The following is a 25,194-nucleotide window of genomic DNA, read 5'->3' as shown; positions in this document are numbered from 1 at the left end:
TAAAAATAATTAATGCTTTCCGTAGGTTTGGTTCACCAGTTCGATAACACTTTCTACAGTGGGTATTTTGGCTACGTGAACCGTTCCAAAGTGTTTCTTTGCTTCGGTAGCCGTAGTTTCTCCAATACAATACGCTGTTTTGTTAGGTGCGTTTTTTTGCAAATAACTCGTAACCGTAGACGGACTAAAGAACATTACACCTTCAACAGTTTCCTCAACGTCTGCCGGTGCATGCTTGGTGGTGTATGCCTCTATCTCATTAACTTTAATGTTGTTTTCAGCAAGTATAGTGGGCAGATTATCAAGCCTTAGGTTACTGCAGAAATAAGTAACCTCGGCACCTTCCATATACTCTACTAAGTACTCGGCTAATTTTTTAGCATCTTTTTCCTGATGCGTAACAGGACCAATGTATTTCTTTATCATGCGTTTGGTCTTTCCTCCAACACAATAAATATTTTTAAATTTCAGCTCTTCCGGAGATATGCTCTTGATAAGTGCCTCTACAGCATTCTGACTGGTAAGCACTACGTTTTGAATTTCTTTTTTCAATACAAGTGTAGAAATTCGGTTAGGGCTTATTTTAATGAAATCTTCCGATTTTACTTTAATATCCGCATCAAAAAGTTCTTCTTGAGCAGTCGTAAGGTTTTTGGTGGAAAATATTTTGGTGTTTTCCAAAGTACCTTCTTTGTAGGTCATAAGAAGTTTGCCACCACGGCTAAGGATACTATTTGCACAGTCTTTTGCCAGATAGGTGTGTTTGCCTAGCGGAGCGGTAAATTCTGCTTCTAGTTTTTTCTTGCCGTCTACGGTTAAAAGTACACCTTTAAGCGTTACTTCGTTCTCTTTGTTTATGGTAGCAATCGCACCTATGGGCGCCGAGCAGCCTCCTTCTAAAATACGAAGAAACTCACGTTCTAGTTGCGTACATATTTCCGTGGGCCTATGATTTAGTTCTGCACAGGCTTCACGAACAAATTCATCTTTTTCTTTGGCCACCACCATAATAGCTCCTTGCGCAGGGGCAGGTACCATCCATGTAAGTCCAATTGTATTTTCCGGTTCCAGGCCAATACGCTCCAGACCTGCAGCGGCGAATATGGCGCCGTTCCAATCGTTGTCCTCAAGTTTTTGGTAACGACTGTTAACGTTTCCGCGAAGGTCTACCACGGTATGGGTAGGATATCTATTAAGCCATTGGGCTTTTCTTCTTAGACTTCCGGTAGCAATGATAGCATCCCTTTCCCCAAGAAATTCTTCGTTCTTTTTAAAGGCAAGGATATCCAGAAAGTTGGCACGTTCCAAAACCGCTGCCTGAACAATACCTTGTGGCAGGGCGGTAGGCACGTCTTTCATGCTGTGAACGGCAATATCAATATCATCGTTCAGCATAGCAACGTCTAGGGTCTTGGTAAAAATACCGGTAATGCCCATTTCGTACAACGGCTTGTCAAGAACAAGGTCGCCTGTAGATTTTACGGAAATTACTTTTACTTTATGGCCTAAAGCTTTGAGTTTGTTTTTGACGGTATTTGCTTGCCATAGCGCTAATTCGCTATCGCGTGTACCAATTCGTATGACCTTGCTCATGGAGTGTCGAGTTCGAGTTGAAAGACTTTTTGAATGAGTTCTAGACTAGTGTCTGAATCGACATTATCGTCCTTAAGATGATTTGCGAACTGCTTCGTTATTTTTTGAATGATTCTGTTTGATATTACATCTGCCTGTTGCTCGTTAAAGTCCGATAGTTTTTTGGATTGATAGTCCATTTCTTCGTCTTTCATGGTTTTGAGCTTCTGCTTCAGGGCTTTAATGACAGGGGCAAATTTTCTGGTTTCAAGCCATTGGATGAAATCTCCTTTTACCTCGTCTATGATAACTTCCGCTTCTGGAATGAACTGTTTTCTTCTTTCTAGCGTATCGTCCGTAATTTGGGAAAGCTGATCTAAATGTACCAAAGTAACGTTATCATGTTCTTCTACCGTTTCCGAAACATTCTTGGGAATGGAAAGGTCTAAGATCAAAAGAGGTTTCTTGGTGTGGATAAGATCTTTTGAAATTGTTGGGGATTGTGCTCCCGTAGCAACAATCAATACATCGGTAGACCTAATTTCGGTTTGAAGGTCCCCGTAGTCCTTAACTACCAATTGAAATTTACCGGCAATTTTTTCCGCTTTGTCCTTGGTACGATTAATAAGGGTAATATGTGTGTTTTTGGTATGCTTGATAAGGTTTTCACAAGTATTCCTACCAATCTTTCCAGTACCAAAAAGTAAAATATTCTTTTCTGAAATGTTTTCAACATTTTCCATAATGTACCGTACCGATGCAAAAGACACCGATGTAGCACCCGAGGAAATTTCCGTTTCGTTCTTGATACGCTTACTGGCCTGAATGACCGAATTGCAAAGTCGCTCTATAAACGGGTTGGCAATACCGTGCTTTTTGGAACGGTTAAAACTTGCCCTTAATTGGCTTATAATTTCAAAATCACCTAAAATCTGACTATCCAATCCTGTGCCTACTCTAAAAAGATGGCTAATGGCGTCATTGTTTTTGTACACGTAGGCTACCTCTTGAAATTCTTCAACAGAGCCGGCGGTATTATCACAAAGTAATTTTATAAGTTGAAAAGGGTGCTGTGCAAAACCGTTCAGTTCGGTTCGGTTACAGGTAGAGGTCACTAGAAGCCCGTCAATACCCAATTCACCGGCTTTGGATAGAATACGTTCCATAGCGGCATCGTCCAAACTAAATTTGCCACGAACCTCGGCATCAGCTTTTAGATAGCTTAAACCAATGGTGTAGAACGAGTTGTTTTTTGAAATGTGGTAATCTTTCATGAAAGCTCTTTCAAAGCGGAAACAAAAATAAGAGGCTTAGCGCTATAAAAATAACGCTAGAGGAACAATAAGTGTCGTTGAGGGTTTTTTTAGTTATATATGAATGTAAATCCGTTGAAAACCAGTATTTTTGTAGGAAATACTGTGCTTAACGACGCATCTATTTAGAACGTTTCTAAATAAAAACAAACCAATTCATGTTTCATATGGAAGCTAAAAATACCGCTCAAGGTTCATTTCAAGAAGTGCTTATAGAGGATGGGTTTTACGTACTCAAAATTCAAAACGATACCGCAGAAACCCAAAATGTGGTACGTGATATAGATAGTAGTTTTATTCAATTTCATTTTTGTTTAAAGGGAAATGCCAAGTTCATTTTTAATGAAGGCAGGTACAACCTTGAAGTGTCCGAAGAAAACTCTTTGTTGCTCTATAACACGCAGATAGACCTTCCTATGAACCTGCAGCTGGCCCCAAATTCTTGGTTGGTTTCGGTAGTGATGACCATTCGTAAATTCCATTCGCTCTTTTCCAAGGAGGCAGATTATATTCCCTTTTTAAGTGCGGACAACAAGGATAAAAAATACTATGCCCAAGAAGGTGTAAGTCCGGCAATTGCGGTTATTCTTAGTCAGATGATGAATTACAACCTTCACCCCTCTATAAAAGAGTTGTACATAAAAGGAAAAGTGTACGAGCTTATTTCTTTGTACTTTAATAAAAGTGATGATGCGGATATAGAACAGTGCCCGTTTTTGGTAGATGAGGATAATGTGCGCCGTATACGTAAAGCCAAGGAAATTGTTATCTCACGTATGGCGGAACCTCCTACACTAACAGAGCTTTCCGAAGAAATTGGCTTGTCCTTAAAAAAATTAAAGGAAGGTTTTAAGCAGATTTATGGCGATTCCGTGTTCAGCTTTTTGTTCGATTATAAAATGGAATATGCCCGTAAAATGTTGGAAACAGGGCAACACAATGTTAATGAAGTAGGACTTAAGGTGGGCTACAGTACAGCTAGCCATTTTATTTCGGCCTTTAAAAAGAAGTACGGAACCACTCCCAAAAAATACTTAATGGCCTCTGCAAATAATTAATACGGCAGAATTAGAGTATCACTTTTGTCATTTTTATATAATTGAAGGTGTCTGCGTTTTATTTTGTTAATAACCTTCGGTAAAAGGTTCATTTTTATCGATGAAATTTCTGAATTTTGCTAGTGAGAAACTATAGTTAGGAATTCAACTTAAACATGTCCCCCTAGAAAATGAAAGAAAGACCCATTGTAGGCCTACTTTCCGCAATATTCATATGTTTTTTATTCTTTGGTATTGCCTGTGAAAAGGACAAAAGTGACGACCCCGTTGCTATTGCCCCAGATGTGATACCGCCATTGCCTCCCAAAAAACTGGAAACGGTACATGTTACGGATTCGTCCATTACCGTGTCTTGGGAATCTGCTAAGGACAACGTTAAGGTATTGCATTATATGGTCTACCAAGATAGTGTAGAAGTGGCGCGGGATACACTAACTACTTATCATGCTGAAAACCTAAAACCAAATACGGAATATGTTTTTGCCGTAAAAGCTACAGATGCTGCCGGGAACAACTCTGAATTCAGTGAAAATATAAAGGTATTTACAGATGCTCTTGTAGCAGAAGATACTCTAGTTGAGAATGATAGCACAGCAGTTTTCAGTTCAATTTTAAGAGCACCACTATTGTCCGTTGGCAAGGTGTTGAAGAATTCCGTAGAGTTAAAATGGGAATTGGAAATCAACCCTTCTGCAGTTAAGGAATATCGCATATTTCGAGATACGGTGCAGATTGGTAATGTAAACAACAAGTCTTACAGCGTAACAGGTCTGGAGGCTGGAGTAGGGTACAATTTTAGTGTGACGGCCATTGATTTACTGGGCAAGACCTCAAAACATAGTAATAGGGTTGAAGTGGAAACTCCACTTGAAAATATACCCGAAAAAGATACTATAGCACCTACGGTCCCAACTGATTTAAGAGCTTTGGATATTCTTGAAAATAGTATGAGACTGGTATGGAATAGCGCCAAGGATAGTGTTGGCGTTGCAATATATACAGTTTATAACGATAGTACTCTTTTGGCAGAGGTTACGGATACTTTGTACGTGGTTGAGGGGTTGGAGGCCAACACCAGATATAGCTTTCAAGTGAGCGCTTCCGATGAATCAAAAAACGAATCGCTGCGCAGTGAACCTATTTTGGTTAGTACTATTAAAGAGGTTAAAGAGGACAGTGTTGTTCTTGGTGCGCCAAAAAATTTACAAGTAGTTGATTTAGGCGCTACCATGGCCAGTTTTTCTTGGTCACCTGAAAATGATAGTACAGCAGTTGCAGAGTATTCTGTTTATTTGGATGAAACTTTAGTAGCAAAAACCGAAAAGCCAGAATATGTGGTTGAAGGATTAACCTCTGGAACGGAATACACTTTGTCAGTGGGGGCGATAGATGAATCTGGAAACCAATCGGAAAAAAGTAGCACATTAAGCTTTACGACCTTAAACGAAAGGGTGGTGTTCAAGGAATCCATTGCACCTACGATTCCAAAAAGTCTAAAAATTGAAGACCTTACCAAATCATCTTTAAGATTAACATGGAATGCTTCTACGGATAACATAGGTGTAGCCAATTATAGGGTTTTTCAAAATGAAGATTTTCTGGCTACCACAACGGAAACGAGCTTTTTGGTTGAGAAACTTTCACCAGAGACCCAATATACTTTTTCTGTTTCAGCTTTAGATGAAGCCCAAAACGAATCGGAGCAAAGCGAGCTGGTTTCTATTACTACGGAAAAAGAGGTAGAAGAGCAAAAAACCAGTGATACTATGGCTCCTACCGTTCCGGAAGGTTTGGTCGCTAGTGAAATTACACAGTCTACGGTAGATTTGTCATGGAAAGCGTCACAGGATAGTGTTGGTGTGTCTGGGTATAGCGTGTTCCAGAATGGAAAATTTTTGGCTTCGGCCACAAAAACGGCATATCGTGTAGAAAGCTTGTCACCCAATACCCAATATACATTTTCTGTAGCGGCTTATGATGCAGCGGAAAATCAATCTCAGCAAAGTGCCGCTTTGCAGTTAACTACCGAACCGGAAGTATATGTAGATGATGTTCCACCTTCTGCACCAACTGGTTTAAGGACGGAAGAAATTACGGATACCCAAATAGATTTACGTTGGAATCCGGCAACGGATAATCTTGGCGTGACCCAATATATCATTTATCAGAATGGAGAAAGGGTTAAGACGGCTACTGGCACCAGGTCTTCTATGACCGGGTTAACCTCTAATACATCATACAGTTTTAATGTTTCGGCAGTAGATGCAGCTCAAAACGAATCAGAACAAAGCGAGACACTTTCTGCTTCTACTATTGAAGAAGTACAAACAGTAGATAAAATCTTGGTTTTTACTAAAACGGCCGCTTTCCGGCATGGATCTATTGAAAAGGGAGTAGCTACGTTAAGGGCTTTGGGCCAAGCCAACAATTTTGAAGTGGAGCAGACGGATAACGCAAGCAATTTCACCTTTACTAATTTGAGCCGATATAAAACGGTGGTTTTCTTAAACACAACGGGAGACGTTTTGGATGCTGGTCAGCAAAGGGCTTTTGAGAGTTACATTCAATCTGGGGGTAGTTATATGGGTGTGCATGCCGCAACGGACACGGAATATGATTGGCCTTGGTATGGAAAATTAGTAGGTGCTTATTTTAATGGTCACCCGAGCATACAAGAAGCTACACTCAATGTAGTAGATCGTAACCATAGTGCAACTTCTCACTTATCCAGTAATTGGGTGCGAACGGAAGAGTGGTATAATTTTAAAGAAATCTATAGCGGCATAAATCCGTTAATACTTTTAGATGAGTCTACGTACAACGGAGGTACGAACGGAGCCAATCATCCATTTTCTTGGTATCATAGTTATGATGGTGGAAGAGCTTTCTATACTGCGGGAGGACATTCCAATACATCGTATGATGAAGCGGATTTTAGGGCTCATTTGTTAGGCGGATTGCTCTATTGTTTGGGGCGATAATTTGATGAAAGGCATTTATAGGAAAACCAACTCATTGGTCGGTTGTATGGGTTTAAGCCGGCAGCTCCCATGTTCAGGAGGTAGATTTACGATGCGAAACTTTCGGTGAAAGGGTAAAACTGCTTATTTCGTTAGGTACAATTTTTTAAAACAAACTAAGGAGTCGGTTCTGAAGGAGGTATTCCAGACTTAATTAACGGGTCTAGCAACCATAATTCCCGTATTTTTCTTGATGCCTTTAAGATATTCTGCAAGTGGCTTTTTTGATACTTCAACTTTCATAGAGCCTGTTGAAGCATGTAGCAAATGAATACGCCCATCCTTCTCTCTTGTGGCAATTCCGGTGTGTGTAATGTCCAGTCCGTTTATAGATGTTGTTAAGGCAATGATATCTCCGGTTTGTATCAGGTGTTCATTGGCTGCGATTTCATCCTGTGCCAAAATACAAATAGGTTGGTTGTTGAGGTAATTTTCTGAAGCCTTTACTTTTTCAAAATTTTCGTCATCGCTTAGAAATGGATAAAGGTCACGATGTGTACTCATAAAATTAATAGGCTTGGTTATTTCTTTTCCTCCAATTTCAGAAGTAATGTCTTTGATCAATCCTTTCTTTTCGTTGTTGGCGATCCATTCTGAAAAGTAATGTAGACGAGAAGCGTAACCGTCTAATTGGCCATCTTTATAACGAATGATTTCTAGAGCCTTTGTGAAATCATCAAAACTAGATGTTCCGTTTTTTAGCGTTAGGGCAAAAGCCAATACGTTTTCAACATAGGTAGTACAGTCTAAACCTTGAAGATTAACAACCAGGGTTTCCGTTTTTCCAATTTCCAAGGTTTTGGCCACGTAAGGTGTACCCATAAACGTTTTTCCAATGGCTACAATGGTTTTTCCAAAATCTTTCTCCAGAAACCCATCAATGGCAATAAACTTGTTCTCTATGGCTTGTTTGTCTATAGGTGAGCAAGTAATTTGCTGAGAAAACGATAGGGTAATTGTTAGAAAAAGCAACAAAAAAGCGGCAAATTTGGACATAGTGGGAGTTTAAAGTAAAAATACAAATTTATAGCCCATGATGGCCAAACATACCATACCCATGAGGTCTGTAAATATCTGCGCGCCTTCTGTCCTTAAGTTCAAAGGCTTCGGAGAGGTATTCTATTACATCTTTGTCCCTGTCCGTATCTTCAATACGCATGGCATCACTTTCGTAGAAAGGCTTGGTTTGGAGTCCGTTTTCGTTTTCAAACATCAGTAGGTACATAGAGAAATTCTTATCGTAATCCTCATTGTCGCGCTTTTTGAAAAAATACCCGGTATATTGTTTTTCTTGGAACGAGAAGGTTTTTTGGGCGACAAAAGCAACAGAATCTTTAATGCGGTTATAGGTTGAACCCTCAAAGAGAAGTGCTTCTGCCAAATGTTGTTGTGATTTATAAGTAGATGGAAAATGGCCTAACATATTTACCTCTTTTAGTTTGTTGAATAGGGGCAACTTTCCGTTAAGGTCAGCGGCTAAATCCGTTAACTGTTTTTGCGATACTTGTACTCCGTTTTGTAATAATTGAGCAAAGTAAGTAGCCTGAACGCCAGGGTCTTCAACTTGCGAAATTTGGGTAAAAGAGTGCGATACCTGTTTGTCCGAACGAAAGGGGTAGAGCAGTGTAACGTAGTTTTCTAACAACGTTGTGTTGGTCTTGCTAGTTCTTGGGTTGTAAAAGTCATTATGTGAGTTGGCCAAATCTTTGCCAAGTTGTCTTTTAATGAGGGTCTTGGCATCATTTAAAATCTGGGTTCTATACTTTTTGTATAGTTTGGGTTTTATGGTGTTGCTCGTTAGTAATTTAGATAGTAACGAAAAAATAGGTTCTTTATATTCTGGGATGGAACTATAATTTAATAGTTCTGGGTATAGCTTTTTGGCCAATTGCAAATTTTCCCGATACGGTTTAAAAATAAGGCTAATGTTGAACGTGTTTGATAACAGGGGTAAATCAGTTTCCATTAATTCTAACAACAGCTTTGTTGAGGCCTCATTGGATTTTTTTGCAATTTCTTGGAGCAAAACTGCCTGTGCCGTAGAATTGTTATATGATTTGGTGTAAAAACTTCTATAGAATTCGGTGAGGTCTACGTCTTTTAAATCTGCTAATTTTCGAATTAGATGCAGTTGGATCTGTCTTTCCCCATTGACCAGGTCAAATTCCGAAATGTGCTTTTTTAGTGCGTTGGCGTGCTTGGTTTCAAACTTTATAAAACGGTATCCGTCAAGTGCGATACTATCGTTGGCGCTCAATGCCTTAAAAAACTCAGGTGCTTTGTCCTCAAAGAGGTCACGACCTATTGTAGTATCATTGGGCACAAAATTATTGAAGAATTCATTTATGAATACACTGGGTTTTTCAATTGTGTCCACTACGGCCTTTAGTTCGTACAGAAGTCCATCTTTCAAAATATTTTTCACTAGAATACCTCTTGTACTGGCCGTATCGGCAAGTATCATCTGTAGTTCATGGTATCCCTTGGAAGAGGTTTTTTTCTCCTCTTTTATTATATTATATTTTTTATGTGCGTACAGTTTTTTACGTAGGCCCCAAGCCGAATCTAAATTTCTGAACATTAAAAAATCATGTGATTTGTTCAGTTCTACAGATACCGCTTCGCCATTTTCATTCCTATAGATGGTTTTCTTGTGGAAAGCGTCGTAGGGTTTTGTTTTGGGAGCGCCATGATAGTAGTTGGTGCTGCTTTCTACGAATTTGGGAGGTTTAACGGTACTCTTTGTGGTAAAGAACAGGGCGGTGTCTACCACGGTTTCGTAGGGTTTCTGGGCTTCACTATTTTTTAGTTTGAAGGAATCAAAGAATTTTGCAGCCTCTTTTTCATTTTTCCCTACCATACCCAAAAGGTAATATTCCCCTTTTCGCAAAGTGGTCATTAGGTATAGTCGCTTTTGGGTCTTGGCATCCATTTGTGCCGATGAGGTGAGTCTTCTTCCCTCAAAAGAACCGTATTCAGGTTTTAGTTTTAAGTCCTGATAAAAACGTTTTTGTATCTGCTTGAGTTCAAAAGTATCGACCTCAATAAAATTAAAATCATTTAAAACCGATTTACGGAGAAAGTAATAATTATCGGTAATGGAGTCATAACCTTCTATCCAACGATTGCCGTTTCTACTGCGGTTGGTAAAGCTGTATAGGGATGGCATTTGGACCTCAAAATCCTTGAATACTGAGGAAACCGTTGTTGGTCTACGGAGAGAATCGTTCCTGAACTTTAGGCTATTAAAAATAGAATCTGAAAATGAGGTAACGTAATCACCTTCTCCCCCCATTTTTATGATAACCAATTCTAAAGGGGTTTCAAAAATTTGGTACCGTTGGTGGTCACCGTTCTTAAGCTTATTTCTAATGTCCAACCCAGAAAAATGGCCATTGGTAATGGGCTTTTTATCTACTATTTTTCCTGGGATGTTCTCAAAAAGCAATTTGTCTATTTCTTCTAAGGTAAATACGTTGTCCTTCTTAAGATGCGAATAAGTAGGTATGCGATTAATAACCACAAAACTGCCGTTGGCAAGGTCCGGAGAAACATATGTGGTTTTTCCTATATCAGAAACCGGATATAATTTGTTGGGAAGGTCAATAGTGAAAAAATTGTCTTCCGGGCCATAGGTGTGATATTCGTTCTCGCGTTTCTTTTGCTCGAACTTCAATTTTAATTTTCTTCCCTTTGATGTGGTTTTGGAAAGTAATGGTCTTACGGTATATCCCTTTTTTCTTAAGAGCGAAATAACACCTTGCTCCCCTGGTAAATGCGCTGCGCCAATACCCGAAAAGACCTTTCCCTTTCGCATGATGGAATCCATCCGATCCACCATATTGGCATTGCGTATGTACAGCATATTTTTCATGTAATAGGGCGTGTACATAGCTCGGTCAATAGAGTCCAATAAGGCTATGTTCCTTTCTCTATAGGCATCTTGAAGCAAGAACATTGGGTCTGACTGCTGCATTTTTTTTTGCAGCCACTCGTCCGGTTTTTGTTTAATGGCGTTTAGACTGGCCCTCCCCACAAGAGCAGCGGACTCCTCCATATCTTCTAAGGCAATGATGGGTTTGTTGAATTTTTTTCCGGCCTGATATATGAACATATCAAGATAGGTTTCCTCCTCAAAATTTTGGGAGTATTCATTGGTGCGGTACAGAATGTTGTTTACAATGCGATCCTCATAGGCTAGATATGCCCCCAGAACTTCTTTACGCGGATTATCTACCTTAAAAGACCTAGCGTAAAAACCTTTGGTAACAAAACCGGCTTCTGCACCATAGGGACTAGAGCCCATGAGATTTTCTTTTTCCAGCCAAAGTCCGGGATCGGATTCTAGGGCAACCATGTCACTTTGATCTAACGCATCAAAAAAAACATCGTCTAACCTAAAAGCAATTTTTTTGCTCACGTGCATAGTGCCATACAGGTAAGATGATTTCTCTAAGCCGTTTCCCGAAATTTCCCAGAGAAGACTATTTTTTTCTTGGGCCGCTACCGAAAGAGAAATAAGCAAAAGAAAAACTGATACAAGTCGCATAAATGCTTTTTTGGTATAGGGGTTCATGTGCCCGGAAACGAGCGCTTTTCACAAAATTAGAAAAGAGCTAGCTGCAGTATATCCCTATAAACCGTTAAAATAAACAATTGGTTTTATGGTATAACGGCTATTCCCTAGTTGTATTTTCTGGAGCTTCCATATTTTCTAAACGTAGTCGGGTGCGGGGTAGACTTTCAGGATAATTCTCCTGTAAAAATGTAATTAAATTTTCACGTACATGCACACGTAAGTCCCATGCGGTAGACGAATCTACGGCGCTCATCAACGCCCGGATTTCTATGTGGTTGGCTTTGGAATCCGTTACTTGAATATTATTTACTTCTCCGTCCCACAGGTCCGTGTTTTTTAGAATACGGGTGAGTTCTTTTCGTAAGGCCTCAAACGGCACGGAATAATCCGTATACAAAAAGACGGTACCTAAAATATCAGCAGAGGATTTTGTCCAGTTTTGAAATGGTTTTTCAATAAAGTAGGTGGTGGGCAATATCAATCTTCTTTTATCCCAAATCTTCACCACCACGTAGGTAAGCATAATTTCTTCAATGCGCCCCCACTCACCTTCAACTACCACAACATCGTCTAATTTTATAGGTTGCGCCAAGGCAATTTGTATTCCCGCCAAAATGGTTCCTATCATTTTCTGGGCAGAAAACCCAATGATAATTCCCGCGACTCCTGCAGAGGCAAAAATACTGACCCCTATTTCCCTTATGCCGTCAAAACTCATAAGGGCAATACCCACCGCCAGGATGATTATGATAAAAATTACAATGCGTTCCAGAATATTGAATTGCGTAGCTACCTTACGGGCCCTAAGATTATCGGAAGTGTTCATGTCATAGGTGTGCATGACATGCTGTTTAACAATTTTAATAGCTTTTATAATCAACCAGGTAAAGGCAAAAATAAAGAGTAGAGTGCTCGTTTTTCTAAAGTAGAATTCTAGATGAGATAGTCCTAGTATCTGCCTTAAGGAGGCCATTCGTAACAAAATGGAAACCAGTATGAGAAAAATAGGTGTGCTAACCGTTTTTACGGTAGAAGACGGAATAAGATACTTAGGGTTTTTGCCTAATTTTCTAAGGACTTGTAGCAACATAAAATAGGCAATCAGCAAAACTATAAATGTTCCTAAGAGCCATAAAAGAGATTGATAGTTGGTGTTGAAAAAGTTATTCAGCATAGCAAATCATTAAAGAGGATAATTATACTCTGTTTTTTCCCGTCAACATATCTTAATCGGTCATATAATTGATGTAATCTATAGTAGCATCAAAAAGTATTTTAATAACATTCGCTCTAGATACGTTTCAAGGTGTATTTTTGTCAAAATTATTGGTTTGACCTGTTCAAAACGGGCACTTGAAGATAGTTATATTACCTTAAAGATTCACTGTGCTTTAAGATGAATAAACATTTTTAAACCAAGAAAAATATTGCTACGCTATGAAAGGAGTTTTATTGGTCAATTTGGGTTCTCCGGACAGTCCAACATCAAAGGATGTGAAACCGTACCTAGATGAGTTTTTAATGGATGAACGCGTGATAGACGTGCCCAACTGGCTACGGAACATCATAGTTCGCGGTATTATTCTTCAGACCCGACCTAAAAAATCTGCTGAAGCATATTCTAAAATTTGGTGGGAAGAAGGTTCTCCACTGATTGTAATTTCGGAAAGGTTTACGGAAAAGTTAAAAGAGCAGTCGGACATGCCTATAGCATTGGGTATGCGGTATGGTAGTATGACCATAAAGAACGCTTTGCAAGAATTGAACAGTAAATGTGTGGATGAGGTACTTTTGGTGCCCATGTACCCCCATTATGCTATGTCTTCTTATGAGACCGTTGTGGTAAAAGTAATGGAAGAGCAAGAGCAGTTGTTTCCTAAAATGAAAATCACCACCCTTCCTCCTTTTTATAAAAATCCAGAGTATATACGTGTTCTTTCGGAGCGAATTTCGGAAAGTTTGGAAGGCTTTGATTATGACCATATTTTGTTTTCGTACCATGGCATTCCCGAAAGGCACATACGAAAATCCGACCCGACCAATTTTCACTGTAAAATAGATGGTATATGTTGTCAGACCAATTCTGTGGCCCATCATACTTGCTATCGCCACCAGTGTTTTGACACTACAGAATCCGTAAAGGCGTATTTAAACCTGCCGGCGGAGAAGGTCAGTAACTCGTTTCAATCACGGCTACCTAACGATCCTTGGTTAAAGCCTTATACCGATTTTGAATTTGAACGTTTTCCTAAAGAGGGAATAAAAAATCTTGCGGTTATTACACCGGCCTTTGTTGCCGATTGTTTGGAGACCTTAGAAGAGATAGCCATGGAAGGGCAACACCAATTTCAGGAAGCAGGTGGTAAGGGGTATAAACACATACCCTGTTTAAATGAAAGTGATTCTTGGGTAAGTGTAGTAGCAAAATGGATAAAGGATTGGCAGGAAACGGGTGCATTACCGGCATAGATTTCTACCAGCCTCTTTTATGAAGTAGATAACTGATATAAAATGGCTAAAGTATCATCGGAACAGTTAGGGTCGGAACCAATTGGTAAGCTTTTGGTAAAACAGGCCTTGCCTGCCTCTATTGGTATTTTGGTGATGTCACTTAACGTACTGGTAGATTCCATTTTTGTTGGTAATTGGATAGGCTCTATTGCCATAGCCGCTATCAATGTAGTACTTCCCGTATCCTTTTTTATTGGAGCCTTAGGAATGGCCATAGGTATTGGAGGGTCCAGTATTATTTCAAGGGCTCTTGGAGCAAATAACTACGAAAAGGCTATAAAAACTTTTGGTAATCAAATTACCTTAACCCTGTTGATTACCACCGTAATGGTGGCTTTAGGGCTTTATTACATAGATGAACTTATCCCTGCTTTTGGTGGTAAGGGAACCATTTTTGAACCTGCAAAGATTTACTACACCATTGTGCTGTACGGAGTGCCGTTTTTGGCCCTTTGTATGATGGGTAATACCGTAATTAGGGCTGAGGGAAAGCCTAAATTTGCAATGATAGCCATGATTATACCCTCCGTAGGAAACCTTCTTATGGACTATATATTCATTTATGTTTTTGATTGGGGCATGGAAGGGGCAGCTTGGGCTACTACTGTTGGATACGTGCTATGTGCAGCATATGTTTTTTACTTTTTTCTATCAAAAAAATCGGAACTAAAACTTAGTCCGGCATGTTTTCGGATTGATTTGCGCATTATTAAAGAAATTGGGTCCTTGGGTTTTGTAACCTTATCAAGACAAGCTACCACAAGTGTGGTCTACTTACTAATGAACAACATACTTTTTGGTCTTGGTGGAGAGGCTATGGTAGCCGTTTATGCTATTATTGGCCGTATGTTAATGTTTGCGCTGTTTCCTGTATTTGGGGTAACCCAAGGTTTCTTGCCTATTGCGGGATTCAATTATGGTGCAAAAAAATACCAAAGGGTACGAGAGTCCATTAATACCGCCATAAAATATGCCTCCTTATTGGCAGCAGTTGTTTTTATTGGGCTTATGAGTTTTCCGCAAGAAATAGCCTCTTTGTTTTTAAGTGATAGGGCAGGGCAATCTGCTCATGATTTGGCCGCTAATGCGTATGTTCTAGATCATATATCCCTAGCTATGCGGTTGGTGTTTGCTGCAACCCCTATTATTGCTTTACAACTGATAGGTGCCGCTTATTTTCAAGCTATTGGTAAGGCGGTGCCAGCATTACTTTTAACCTTGTCCAGACAAGGCTTCTTTTTTATTCCGCTTATATTGATCTTGCCCAATTACTTAGGCGAACTGGGTGTGTGGCTTTCCTTTCCCATAGCAGATGTGCTGGCCACTATTGTAACGGGTTTCTACTTGAGAAAGGAAATCAAGAACACTTTAGTCGCAAAAGAAGCGTAAACTAGACCTCTTCTTTGACCTTAAATTTCAATTTTATTACTGCTTCATATTCGTTAATGCCGCTTTTGAGTGCAATAGTTCCATACCTGTTGAAGATCTAGGTTTAAAACCGTGCCAATCCTGTTCGTTGGATTCTTTAGGGATGTTCAAGTATACGTCATAATCGGTACCTTTTAAGTGGGTTCCCAAAAATGCGGTTAGAAAATGTTGGTTGATGTTGTTGATTTTTCTTTGGTCCCATGAAGGTTCAGCATATCTGTAATATTCGTCAATATGTAAACCGGGTTGAAGCGCTGCAGCCGGTGGAGGGTTCGGAGCTACGTTATGTCTCGCATTTTTATAGGTGAGTAAGTATCGGTCCGCATTAACAGCGCCCTCATAAATGGCTTTAATACCTTTTTCGTAACCAGAAATATCATCTTGGTCGCCTGCAATAAAGAGTGTTGGTTTTTTTAGTCCAGCCAATCCATTGGCATCCCAAACCCCACGTTCCATTCCCCATGGGGCAAAGGCAACTACTGCTTTAATTCTGGGGTCAATCTGTTTTTGGTATTCAGCATTACTGGCCGCTAAAGTTGAGATTGCCGTGCTACCTCCTGTCATTTGTCCAAAGAAAGCTGTAAGACCATCGCTATAACCGGCACCTCCAACATTTAAAACACCATAGCCACCCATAGAATAGCCAACGATACCAATGTTCTCTGAATCTACCATTCCAGCGAGAGGGCCTTTTGATGAGGAATTTCCTTTTTCGGCAATCGTATTGACAACAAATTGGATGTCTTTAGCCCTGTTCAATAAGGTGCTTTGAAAAGCATGGGCATCTTTAAAAGTAGAATCCGTATGGTCTATTGAAACCACTACATACCCTTTAGAAGCAAGGTTTTCAGTTAAATAGGTCATTAAATATCTAGAACCTACATACCCGTGCGATACTATGATTAATGGGTATCCGCCAGTAGTTGTTTTGGGTGCGGCATCGCGATAAGCCCTGCCTTTAAAGGTAAATGGGACCAAGGGACGTAAAGAATCGCCACGGGTGCCCATTACTTCTTCATAAACTACGGTAGTATTTTTTTCCATAGGAGCTTCGGACGGGTACCAAACCTCTATGGTAAGCGGCCTGTCATACGTAGGGTCCGAGCCCCCTTTTGAATTTAAAATATCTACTTGGTTCTTATGGGTTAGCTGAAGCGTGCGCACGCCAACGGTATAATCGCCTCTGGCGGCAAGTTGAGGTGCATCGGGCAATTCATCTCCATAAAGAAATTCCTGTGCTTGAAGAGTAAGTGAAGTGGATAGAAAGAGTAGCAGTGCTGCTACTAAAGAGCGTTTTTTTGAGGGGGATTTTAATCTTGTTTTCATAATGTTTGAGTTGAGTTATTGCTAAATGTAATGAAATTAAGCAAGATGAGGATTTTACACTAGGCTTTTGTAATGGAAAGTTGCTCGTATTCCTGCTTTATAAGGGCCGCACCATATTTACGTTCTAATCGTCTAATACTAAAATGGGCATGTGCCATATTCTGAAAGTGGTCTATAAACGCCAGATTGATTGTAGCCCCTCCCGCAGCACCAACAATTGGTATGGCCTGCGCAACGAATTTCTCGGAGACTTGAACACTAAATTTTGAAGCTACTTGGGCAATTAATTGTAAAATGGGGTTTCCGGTGGTGTTCAATATGGTGGTGAGGGTCTTTCCCGAAATACCGCTTGCCCCTTTCACTGCTGAACTTATAGCAAGTCTGGTAGCGTAGTATCCAGTGTCCAGATTATCATCATGCTTACTTTTTCCTCCAAGGGCGAAAACCTGCAAACATGCCAGTTGCGAATCAAGGGTGTCTAAATCTTCACCTTCGCTACGCGCAATATCCATAATGGAACGCATCATTAGTTTAGTTGTCAAAGTAAGGTCTACCGCAAATGCCGTAGCTCCCAAAGCACCTCCAATGGCACCGGATGAGGTTACTAGGGCCTTATAAAGATTGTTGGACGGTATAGCGGTTTTTTTTCGCATTGAGATTAAATTACTTTTCACCACAGTGTGCAATACTTTGTAGGTTATTTGCTGTAACCAATTGCGTTGTTTCTGAGGTAAAAGTTGAATGCGACTTTCTATAATATTGCCCATTTTGTTAAGACCTTGCATGGCCCAACCTATCTGCTCCATCTTTTGTTTGGCGTTGCTAAGTGTCTGGAAATCTTCCGGTGTCATTTCTTTTTTCACAATTTTCAAAAGATGATTGTTTAAAATATGGGTTGCCCTAAATTAAACATTCTTCTAAATATATAAGGGCTTAATGGCGTAAAGGATTGTATCATAAAATTCATTTTGGGTTATGTAAAAGGAGTTTGTGGTTTTTCCTAACTTTGAGCAGCAATTCTAAAGCCTGTTCCATTGTACGAATACATAAAAGCGTTACACCTTATTTTTGTGATTACATGGTTTGCAGGGCTGTTCTATATACCGCGCCTATTTATTTATCATATTGAGGCTTCTGAAAAAGCATCACCTGAAAGGGAGATACTTACCAAACAGTTGCAGTTAATGGCAAAGCGCCTCTGGTATATCATTACTTGGCCGTCTGCGGTTCTCGCCATTGGTTTTGCCATTTGGTTATTGGTTTTAGTTCCTGCATGGCTACAACAACCGTGGATGCACGTAAAACTTGTTTTTGTTTTGTTGTTGGTGCTATATCATTTAAAAACGCATCAAATTTTTAAGCAATTACAGCGGGATGAAGTTAATTACAGTTCCAAATTTATGCGCATTTTTAATGAGGGTGCCACGCTTATTTTGTTCGCTGTAGTTTTTTTGGTGATTCTTAAAAGTGCCTTTAATTGGGTGTTTGGTGTGGTTGGAATTATCGTTCTTGGAATTCTATTAATGCTCGGCATTAAATTGTACAAGCGTATAAGGTCCGAAAACCCCGAGGCATAAACTATTTTAATGCGCTGTAGGCCGTATTAAAAATGGCGTGATATTTGCTACCTTTGGTGTAAACTCCAGTCTTTTGTTTACAAAACTTTCCTTAAGGTCGCGCATCTTCCTATCTATGATTCTGCTGGTAGTCATAGCTTCTATTCTAATTGCAGGAGTTACCGTGTATCAGTATAAAGAGCAATCCGAAGATTACCACTCCGAACGTTTAGAGCGAAAAGAAGAGCAGGTAAAGCAAAGCGTAGAGTATGTTTTAAAAAAGACAACCTACCCTGTTACGACAGAGAATTTGGGACTTATTTTTAATGAGGAAATTTACCAGATTGCCAATGTGCAAAATCAGAGGCTTAATATCTATGACCTAGAAGGGCAGCTTATAAAAAGTTCAAGGGCCAAATTTGAGGTAGATTCTATCGCAAATTGTTTGAGTCCGTCTATTCTGCGATTGTTGGAAACAAGCCCCACTAAGCGCTTTGTGGACCAAAAAGCATTGGCTGGTGATAATTATAAGGCGTCTTATACGTACATCAACGATAAGCGATTTAAACCAATTGGTATTTTAAATTTACCCTATTACGAAGATGATTCGTTCAATAATATGGAGCTTAAGGAGTTTCTTATGCGCTTGGGCGGGGTTTATTTTCTAATGTTGTTGATAGCTATTGGTTTGGCTTATTTTATTTCTACTTATATCACCCGGTCGCTTCAGACCATTTCCGACATGTTGGGCAAGACAGATTTAAGGAAAAGCAATCAAAAAATATTGATAGACAACCCAAGTGAGGAAATTGAAAAGCTGGTGACCTCGTACAATGCCATGATCGACGAACTTGAAGACAGTGCCGTAAAATTGGCGCGTAGTGAAAGGGAACAGGCTTGGCGGGAGATGGCAAAGCAGGTGGCGCATGAAATCAAGAATCCCCTAACCCCAATGCGGCTTACCGTTCAAAGTTTTGAGCGTAAATTTGACCATCAGGATCCCAACATCGATATAAAAATAGCCGAGTTTTCAAAAACACTCATCCAGCAAATTGATACCATGAGCAGCATTGCTTCTGCGTTTTCCAATTTTGCCGAAATGCCCGCCCAGCAGAACGAAACCCTGAACATCGTGGAAATCGTAAGGTTGGCGCTTGATATCTTTAATGAAGATTACATTCACTTTATCTCTGAAGAAAAAGAAATTATTACGAAATTAGATCGTACACAACTCATACGTGTGGTTACTAACTTGGTAAAGAATGCCATTCAGGCCGTTCCGGAAGTAGATGCTCCAAGAATTGTAGTATCGGTAGGAACAGAAGGTGATTTTGCTAAAATCTGCGTAGCGGATAACGGTATTGGTATTGGGGAAGGCTTTAAAGAAAAAATATTTGAGCCCAAGTTTACCACAAAATCAAGCGGAATGGGATTGGGTCTGGGCATGGTAAAGAACATAGTGGAAACCTACAAAGGAGCTATTACGTTTACGTCAAAACCGGATAAGGGAACGGTGTTCTCCGTTAAGTTCCCACTTGTAAAGTAGATGAACGCCAACAAAAAATAGAATACTAAAAAAAATAGCTATATGAAATTCAATAATGTTCTTGTGGATGATAATCAGCCTACGGCAATCGTAACTATTAACCGTCCCACAAAGTTGAACGCCCTTAACCGTGAAACCATTCAAGAACTACACGAAGCGCTTAAGGCATTGGAAGCGGATAAAGAAATTAAGGTCATTATCTTAACCGGTAGTGGGGAAAAAGCTTTTGTTGCCGGTGCCGATATTTCGGAGTTTGCTGATTTTTCCGAAAAGCAAGGTGGAAAATTGTCCGCCAAAGGACATAAGATTCTTTTTGATTTTGTTGAGCAACTGTCCAAGCCTGTAATTGCCGCTGTTAACGGATTTGCACTTGGCGGTGGGCTAGAGCTTGCCATGGCATGTCATTTTAGAGTAGCGAGCCATAATGCTAGAATGGGTCTTCCAGAGGTATCGCTTGGGGTTATTCCCGGTTATGGTGGTACCCAACGTTTGCCGCAATTAGTAGGCAAGGGCAGAGCTATGGAATTGATTATGACTGCAGGTATGATAGACGTTGATCGCGCATTGAATTATGGACTGGTAAATCATGTGGTTTCCCAAGAGCAATTGATCGAGTTTTGCCAGAAGTTGGCAAGCAAGATATCGAATAACTCTCCGGTCGCGCTCAGTTATGCAATAAAAGCAGTAAATGCGGGTTTTAAGAATAGTAATGGATATGACGAAGAAATAAAGGCTTTTGGAGCTTGTTTTGGCACCGAAGACTTTAAGGAAGGTACCTCTGCTTTTTTGGAAAAGCGTAAGGCCAACTTTCCTGGTGAGTAGCATGTCCGCTTAAAACCTACTTATGCGAACCCGAAAGAGCCTAACAGCGTTACTGTTTTTAGCTGCCCTAACGTTTACGAATGCCCAAGAAATCCCCGTGGATTATAAGCTTGGAGAGAATTATTCCGATAGGTATAAATATTCTACCGTGTTGACCATAGATCGCTCTGTCCAAGAACAGACGGTTCTTGTTCGTACCTATTACGGAGGAATGCCTTTACGGCCCAAAGGTCATTTTATTGAGGTATACGATGCTGAACTTAACTTGGTGGCTGACCATAATTATAAATATGCAGGCAGGCATATGGTTGATGGTTTTGTAAAGAATGGTCAACTTTATTTATTGGAACTGGTTTATGACCATAAAGACGAGGCGTATAATTATGTGGTACACCAGAGTCCGCTGGACGAGTTCAATTTTATGGAAAGAAAGTTGCTATCCATTCCTTCTAAAGAGGTTTTGAATCCATTGGCGGTTAACAAGTACAACCGCAATTTTGGCAATGGCTTTTCAACGGCTACCCATTTTAATGATGATAGAACGGCTTTTGCCGTAACTGTACACCATAGGGAAGGAAAGAAAGAGAAGTATCACATCTATCTTTATGGCACGGATTTAAAGCTTCAATTAGACTATGATTTTAGCGCCAATATTGAGGAAAAGAACTATGCCTTTGAAAACATTGAGGTTTCAAAAGATTTAAAGGAGTTGTATTTAATGGGAAAGGCCTTTTTCAAAAAAAGAAGGTTTGATGTAAAGGAAAGACGTTTTCAATATGAGTTGGTCAGGATTACCCAAAACGGATTTAAAACCCAAGAATTTGCAGATGCGGGAAGGTTTCCAGAATCTTTAAAACCGGTATTATTGGGTAATGATCTAAAAGCAGTTGGTTTTTACGCAGATCGAAAAGATAATAGGTACAATGGATTGGTGTATTTTAATCTAGACGCCAATTCCTTGGCTATTAAAGCAAAGAAATACAATCCGTTTTCGGATCAGTTCATGTTGGATAAATTTGGGCGTGAGGTAGATGCAGAAATCAAGAATCTTATTTTTAAGAGTGTGCACATAACCCCAAATAAAGATATTCTTTTTAGTGCCGAAGAGTATTTTGTAACCGCAGGACAAGATATAGGAACAGGGGCTACCAAAAAAGTAGACCGTTTTCATTACAATGATATAGTATTGGCAAAACTGAATGCTTCCGGTACTATGGAATGGGCCCGTAACATCAATAAGGCCGAAGTTACCCAAGGTGATGCTTCGTATGCTTCCTATACGGCATATGGTAAGGGAGAAAACATGTACTTCTTCATCAATTCTGGAGAAAATCCACAGAAAATGAGCAAAGAAAGAATTCTGTTCAAACAAGGGTTTAGCAGAAACCCAAATATGTTTGTTATTAAAGTAGACGGGTCAGGTGATCTATCGTATAAAAAACTTGTAGACGACAAGGAGGTAAGACTGCCTATTATGGTTTCAAGGCCGTTTATCGATGAGGCTTCCGATCATCTTTTGTTTTACGCTAAGCGGGGTACTAAAAAGCAATTAGTTGAGGTAACTGTTAAATAGTTATTGAAATTATTTGTAATTGGATTTATTCCATAAATTTGGAATAAATCCAATAGTGTTGAAAAATGAGTCTTACATTAAGGGCCGTGGTGCCCAGCAGAACGTTCACAACAAATTTCTACAGAACGTTTATGAAACCCGCGATGATTTTCTGGAATTTTGCCGAATAGAGGGTGAAGAAGCCGATAGAAACAAGACGCAGTACATCCCCATCTTTCCAAAAACCATTGTAATCAAAGTTACCAGCCCAGATGTGGGTATGCAGTACTCCATGAATCCTTACCAAGGTTGTGAGCATGGTTGTATTTACTGCTATGCGCGAAATACTCACGAGTTTTGGGGCTATAGTGCGGGACTGGATTTTGAACGTAAAATTTTAATAAAGAAGGATGCGCCAAAACTGCTCGAGGAAAAAATAAAGAGTAAACGGTGGGAGGCCAGAACCATTGTACTTTCTGGGAACACAGATTGCTACCAACCCGCCGAGCAGAAGTTTAAAATTACCCGTGCCTGTTTGGAAGTATTTTTAAAGTACAAGCACCCAGTGGGTATCATTACTAAAAATGCTTTGATACTCCGTGATCTGGATATTTTAAAGGAATTGGCAAAAGATAGGTTGATAGGAGTAAATGTTTCGGTTACCTCATTATCCGAAGATACAAGGCGTGTTTTGGAACCAAGAACTACAACCATTAAAAAACGCCTGGAAACCATTCGTGTTCTGTCCCAAAATAATATTCCGGTCAATGCCATGCTCGCTCCCATTATTCCCGGTATCAATAGTCACGAAATCATGAATTTGGCGAAAGCGGTATCTGAAAACGGTGCCAAATCTTTTGCTTTTACCGTAGTCAGACTTAATGGGGCGATAGGACAAGTTTTTACGGATTGGATTCATAAAACCCTACCCGATAAGGCGGATAAAGTTTTGCATCAGATTGAAGAATGTCATGGCGGTACTTTAAATGACAGTCGTTTTGGTGTTCGGAGCAGAGGAGAGGGGAAAATAGCCACCCAAATTCATGATTTGGTACGTCTTGCGCGTCACACTTATTTTAAAGACAAATCCTTTCCTCCACTCAATCATGATTTGCATGAGCAATTCAAGGACGGTCAGCTAAAATTATTCTAATAAAACGGTAAAATTTGTTTTTAGTACAATCACACTAAAAACCATTCAATTGCTTAGCATTCATAAATTGTATAGGCAGCTTTTATCAATTATAGTTTAGAAGGGTCAAATTGTTAGTATACCTATAATATTCTGTATCTCTTGGGGTGTTAAAATAGTGTAAAGGAAAAATCCGAACCGCAATCCGGTATCGTATAAGCTACTCAGAACATCATTGAGATACATTTTATGAAAATGGAAAATACAGTAGAAAAGACAACTTCAAAAGCTAGCTTGTTACAAAAGATCAAGATTTTTATTGAGACAGCTAATGCTTGGGGCATTTTTGTAATGGGAAGCACCTTTGTTTTAATGATAGGGGCAGCCTATATGTCCTATATTTTACGAAGCGACTTAAATCAGTTCAACATAGAGCGTGCAAGCTCTAGTTTTGGTCAAGGTTTTATGTATTTGGCACTTGGGCTGTTCGTTTTTAAAGCGTTATTTTTTCTTTTTGTTATCTACAAGTACTTTAAATACAAGGCAATAAGTTCTGTATCTAATGAAGAATTGCCTACGGTTACAGTTATAGTGCCCGCTTACAACGAGGGAAAACAAGTATATGATACTTTAATGAGCTTGGCGGAAAGTGATTTTCCTCATGAAAAATTACAGCTGTTGTCTATAGATGATGGTAGTAAGGATGATACGTGGCACTGGATGAAAGAAGCCAAAAAGGTTTTAGGTGATCGTGTAACTATTTTTCAGCAACCTAAGAACATGGGTAAACGTCATGGTCTTTACAGAGGTTTTAACGAGGGTACTGGCGAAATTTTTGTTACGGTAGATAGTGATTCTATAGTTGATAAGGATACCCTTCGTAATTTGGTTAGTCCATTTGTGGTAAATGAAAACTGTGGCGCCGTTGCAGGAAACATACGTGTATTGAACAATAAAAGAGCATTACTTCCAAAAATGCTTGATGTTAGCTTTGTAATGAGTTTTGAATTTGTTCGTTCTGCAGAGAGTGCGTTAAACTCAGTGCTTTGTACTCCCGGGGCTTTAGCGGCATACCGTAGAACGGCTGTTTTTAACTGTTTGGATGCATGGATCAATCAAACTTTTATGGGACAACCTTCAGATATTGGTGAAGATCGCGCAATGACCAACATGATTTTAAAGCAGGGTTATCACGTGTTGTTCCAAAGAAACGCTTATGCTTATACCAATGTACCTGAAAAATACAAAGGTCTTTATAAGATGTTCATTAGATGGGGTAGAAGTAATGTTCGTGAAAATATTGAAATGTCTAAATACGTTTTTACCAATTTTAGAGAAGGTTCAAAATTTGGTTCGCGGTTGTTGTTCATTAGCCAATCCATAAAGATATTGATGAGCTACCCATTCTTATTTTTCATGTTCTTCTTTATTTTAACTCACCCACTTTTATTTTTGAGCTCTACGCTTGTGAGTATTTTGGTGTTGTCTACGTTCCCAGTTCTTTTTTATGCGAAGCGATATGATTTAAAAGAGTCGGTTTGGGCATATTCTTACAGCATCCTATTTACATTTGGATTGTTCTGGATAACCCCATATGCCATTGCTACAGCAAACAAAAGAGGATGGTTAACCCGTGAATTGCCAACTAAGAAATAAGTAATTACCAAATATAGTCTTACTACAAATGCCCAAGCGATAAACTTCGTTTGGGCATTTGCTTTTCTTAATGATGTAAGATGTAAAAAGTATGTATAAAAACCGATAGGTTCTTTCAAAGTG

17 protein-coding genes are annotated in these 25,194 nt (G+C 39.6%); 10 read left to right on the top strand and 7 right to left on the bottom strand.

All coding sequences use genetic code 11. The features are described 5' to 3' along the window. Window positions 1-9: 9 nt before the first annotated feature. Window positions 10-1,593, bottom strand: coding sequence for a hydroxymethylbilane synthase (gene hemC / locus H9565_RS01160; protein ID WP_215436445.1), 1,584 nt, complete (start codon window positions 1,591-1,593; stop codon window positions 10-12). After that, window positions 1,590-2,846, bottom strand: coding sequence for a glutamyl-tRNA reductase (gene hemA / locus H9565_RS01155; RefSeq protein WP_215436442.1), 1,257 nt, complete (start codon window positions 2,844-2,846; stop codon window positions 1,590-1,592). Before hemA ends, hemC begins: the two co-directional genes overlap by 4 nt. 206 nt (window positions 2,847-3,052) lie before the next feature. On the opposite strand from hemA, the gene H9565_RS01150 reads away from it, so the two are divergent. Both H9565_RS01150 and H9565_RS01145 read left to right on the top strand, forming a co-directional pair. Then, window positions 3,053-3,943 (top strand): helix-turn-helix transcriptional regulator, encoded by an 891-nt coding sequence (locus H9565_RS01150; protein ID WP_215436440.1) that lies wholly within the window; start codon window positions 3,053-3,055, stop codon window positions 3,941-3,943. Between the two features lie 170 nt (window positions 3,944-4,113). Further along, window positions 4,114-6,924, top strand: a complete 2,811-nt coding sequence (locus H9565_RS01145) for a ThuA domain-containing protein (protein WP_215436439.1) — start codon at window positions 4,114-4,116, stop codon at window positions 6,922-6,924. Window positions 6,925-7,113: 189 nt separating this feature from the next. Here the strand turns inward: H9565_RS01145 and H9565_RS01140 are convergent, their stop codons facing one another. The 3 genes from H9565_RS01140 to H9565_RS01130 all read right to left on the bottom strand — a co-directional run bounded on the left by H9565_RS01140 (window position 7,114) and on the right by H9565_RS01130 (window position 12,716). After that, window positions 7,114-7,959 carry an N-acetylmuramoyl-L-alanine amidase-like domain-containing protein gene (locus H9565_RS01140; protein ID WP_215436438.1) on the bottom strand — a complete coding sequence of 282 codons (846 nt, stop codon included), beginning with the start codon at window positions 7,957-7,959 and terminating at the stop codon, window positions 7,114-7,116. 28 nt (window positions 7,960-7,987) lie between these two features. Next, window positions 7,988-11,512 (bottom strand): TraB/GumN family protein, encoded by a 3,525-nt coding sequence (locus H9565_RS01135; RefSeq protein WP_215436437.1) that lies wholly within the window; start codon window positions 11,510-11,512, stop codon window positions 7,988-7,990. A gap of 127 nt (window positions 11,513-11,639) precedes the next feature. Beyond that, window positions 11,640-12,716 carry a mechanosensitive ion channel family protein gene (locus tag H9565_RS01130; protein WP_215436436.1) on the bottom strand — a complete coding sequence of 359 codons (1,077 nt, stop codon included), beginning with the start codon at window positions 12,714-12,716 and terminating at the stop codon, window positions 11,640-11,642. A gap of 263 nt (window positions 12,717-12,979) precedes the next feature. Between H9565_RS01130 and hemH the strand changes: the two genes are divergently transcribed. Both hemH and H9565_RS01120 read left to right on the top strand, forming a co-directional pair. After that, window positions 12,980-14,011 carry a ferrochelatase gene (gene hemH, locus H9565_RS01125; protein ID WP_215436433.1) on the top strand — a complete coding sequence of 344 codons (1,032 nt, stop codon included), beginning with the start codon at window positions 12,980-12,982 and terminating at the stop codon, window positions 14,009-14,011. A 42-nt stretch (window positions 14,012-14,053) separates the two neighbouring features. Further along, the gene (locus tag H9565_RS01120) at window positions 14,054-15,442 is read left to right on the top strand and encodes an MATE family efflux transporter (RefSeq protein ID WP_215436430.1); all 1,389 of its coding nucleotides are present in this window, start codon (window positions 14,054-14,056) and stop codon (window positions 15,440-15,442) included. Window positions 15,443-15,478: 36 nt separating this feature from the next. On the opposite strand, the gene H9565_RS01115 is transcribed toward H9565_RS01120, so the two are convergent. Beyond that, window positions 15,479-16,807 carry an alpha/beta hydrolase family protein gene (locus H9565_RS01115; RefSeq protein WP_215436427.1) on the bottom strand — a complete coding sequence of 443 codons (1,329 nt, stop codon included), beginning with the start codon at window positions 16,805-16,807 and terminating at the stop codon, window positions 15,479-15,481. A gap of 59 nt (window positions 16,808-16,866) precedes the next feature. Further along, window positions 16,867-17,670, bottom strand: coding sequence for an EcsC family protein (locus H9565_RS01110; protein WP_303404816.1), 804 nt, complete (start codon window positions 17,668-17,670; stop codon window positions 16,867-16,869). Window positions 17,671-17,841: 171 nt separating this feature from the next. Between H9565_RS01110 and H9565_RS01105 the strand changes: the two genes are divergently transcribed. The 6 genes from H9565_RS01105 (at window position 17,842) to H9565_RS01080 (ending at window position 25,071) form a co-directional block, all read left to right on the top strand. After that, window positions 17,842-18,384 (top strand): CopD family protein, encoded by a 543-nt coding sequence (locus H9565_RS01105; protein WP_246560161.1) that lies wholly within the window; start codon window positions 17,842-17,844, stop codon window positions 18,382-18,384. Between the two features lie 115 nt (window positions 18,385-18,499). Further along, window positions 18,500-19,909, top strand: coding sequence for a sensor histidine kinase (locus H9565_RS01100; RefSeq protein ID WP_215438187.1), 1,410 nt, complete (start codon window positions 18,500-18,502; stop codon window positions 19,907-19,909). Between the two features lie 42 nt (window positions 19,910-19,951). Then, complete coding sequence (locus H9565_RS01095) at window positions 19,952-20,731, top strand: enoyl-CoA hydratase/isomerase family protein (protein ID WP_215436424.1); 780 nt, start codon at window positions 19,952-19,954, stop codon at window positions 20,729-20,731. A 22-nt stretch (window positions 20,732-20,753) separates the two neighbouring features. After that, window positions 20,754-22,304, top strand: a complete 1,551-nt coding sequence (locus H9565_RS01090; protein ID WP_215436422.1) for a hypothetical protein — start codon at window positions 20,754-20,756, stop codon at window positions 22,302-22,304. Between the two features lie 19 nt (window positions 22,305-22,323). Then, window positions 22,324-23,436 (top strand): PA0069 family radical SAM protein, encoded by a 1,113-nt coding sequence (locus H9565_RS01085; RefSeq protein WP_394370239.1) that lies wholly within the window; start codon window positions 22,324-22,326, stop codon window positions 23,434-23,436. A gap of 228 nt (window positions 23,437-23,664) precedes the next feature. Continuing rightward, on the top strand, window positions 23,665-25,071 hold the full coding sequence (locus H9565_RS01080; RefSeq protein ID WP_215436420.1) for a glycosyltransferase: 1,407 nt from the start codon (window positions 23,665-23,667) through the stop codon (window positions 25,069-25,071). The last annotated feature ends 123 nt before the right edge of the window (window positions 25,072-25,194 follow it).

Source organism: Zobellia russellii (assembly GCF_018728565.1).
GTDB lineage: Bacteria > Bacteroidota > Bacteroidia > Flavobacteriales > Flavobacteriaceae > Zobellia > Zobellia russellii.
This window is presented reverse-complemented; position numbering and strand designations above follow the sequence as displayed.

What these genes read in the sequence shown, in the direction of transcription:
- H9565_RS01095 (WP_215436424.1), top strand. Translation starts at nt 19,952, where the DNA reads ATGAAATTCAATAATGTTCTTGTGGATGATAATCAGCCTACGGCAATC.
- H9565_RS01145 (WP_215436439.1), top strand. Translation starts at nt 4,114, where the DNA reads ATGAAAGAAAGACCCATTGTAGGCCTACTTTCCGCAATATTCATATGT.
- hemC (WP_215436445.1), bottom strand. Translation starts at nt 1,593, where the DNA reads ATGAGCAAGGTCATACGAATTGGTACACGCGATAGCGAATTAGCGCTA.
- H9565_RS01135 (WP_215436437.1), bottom strand. Translation starts at nt 11,512, where the DNA reads ATGCGACTTGTATCAGTTTTTCTTTTGCTTATTTCTCTTTCGGTAGCG.
- H9565_RS01090 (WP_215436422.1), top strand. Translation starts at nt 20,754, where the DNA reads ATGCGAACCCGAAAGAGCCTAACAGCGTTACTGTTTTTAGCTGCCCTA.
- H9565_RS01140 (WP_215436438.1), bottom strand. Translation starts at nt 7,959, where the DNA reads ATGTCCAAATTTGCCGCTTTTTTGTTGCTTTTTCTAACAATTACCCTA.
- H9565_RS01120 (WP_215436430.1), top strand. Translation starts at nt 14,054, where the DNA reads ATGGCTAAAGTATCATCGGAACAGTTAGGGTCGGAACCAATTGGTAAG.
- H9565_RS01115 (WP_215436427.1), bottom strand. Translation starts at nt 16,807, where the DNA reads ATGAAAACAAGATTAAAATCCCCCTCAAAAAAACGCTCTTTAGTAGCA.
- H9565_RS01130 (WP_215436436.1), bottom strand. Translation starts at nt 12,716, where the DNA reads ATGCTGAATAACTTTTTCAACACCAACTATCAATCTCTTTTATGGCTC.
- H9565_RS01150 (WP_215436440.1), top strand. Translation starts at nt 3,053, where the DNA reads ATGGAAGCTAAAAATACCGCTCAAGGTTCATTTCAAGAAGTGCTTATA.
- H9565_RS01100 (WP_215438187.1), top strand. Translation starts at nt 18,500, where the DNA reads ATGATTCTGCTGGTAGTCATAGCTTCTATTCTAATTGCAGGAGTTACC.
- hemA (WP_215436442.1), bottom strand. Translation starts at nt 2,846, where the DNA reads ATGAAAGATTACCACATTTCAAAAAACAACTCGTTCTACACCATTGGT.
- hemH (WP_215436433.1), top strand. Translation starts at nt 12,980, where the DNA reads ATGAAAGGAGTTTTATTGGTCAATTTGGGTTCTCCGGACAGTCCAACA.
- H9565_RS01080 (WP_215436420.1), top strand. Translation starts at nt 23,665, where the DNA reads ATGAAAATGGAAAATACAGTAGAAAAGACAACTTCAAAAGCTAGCTTG.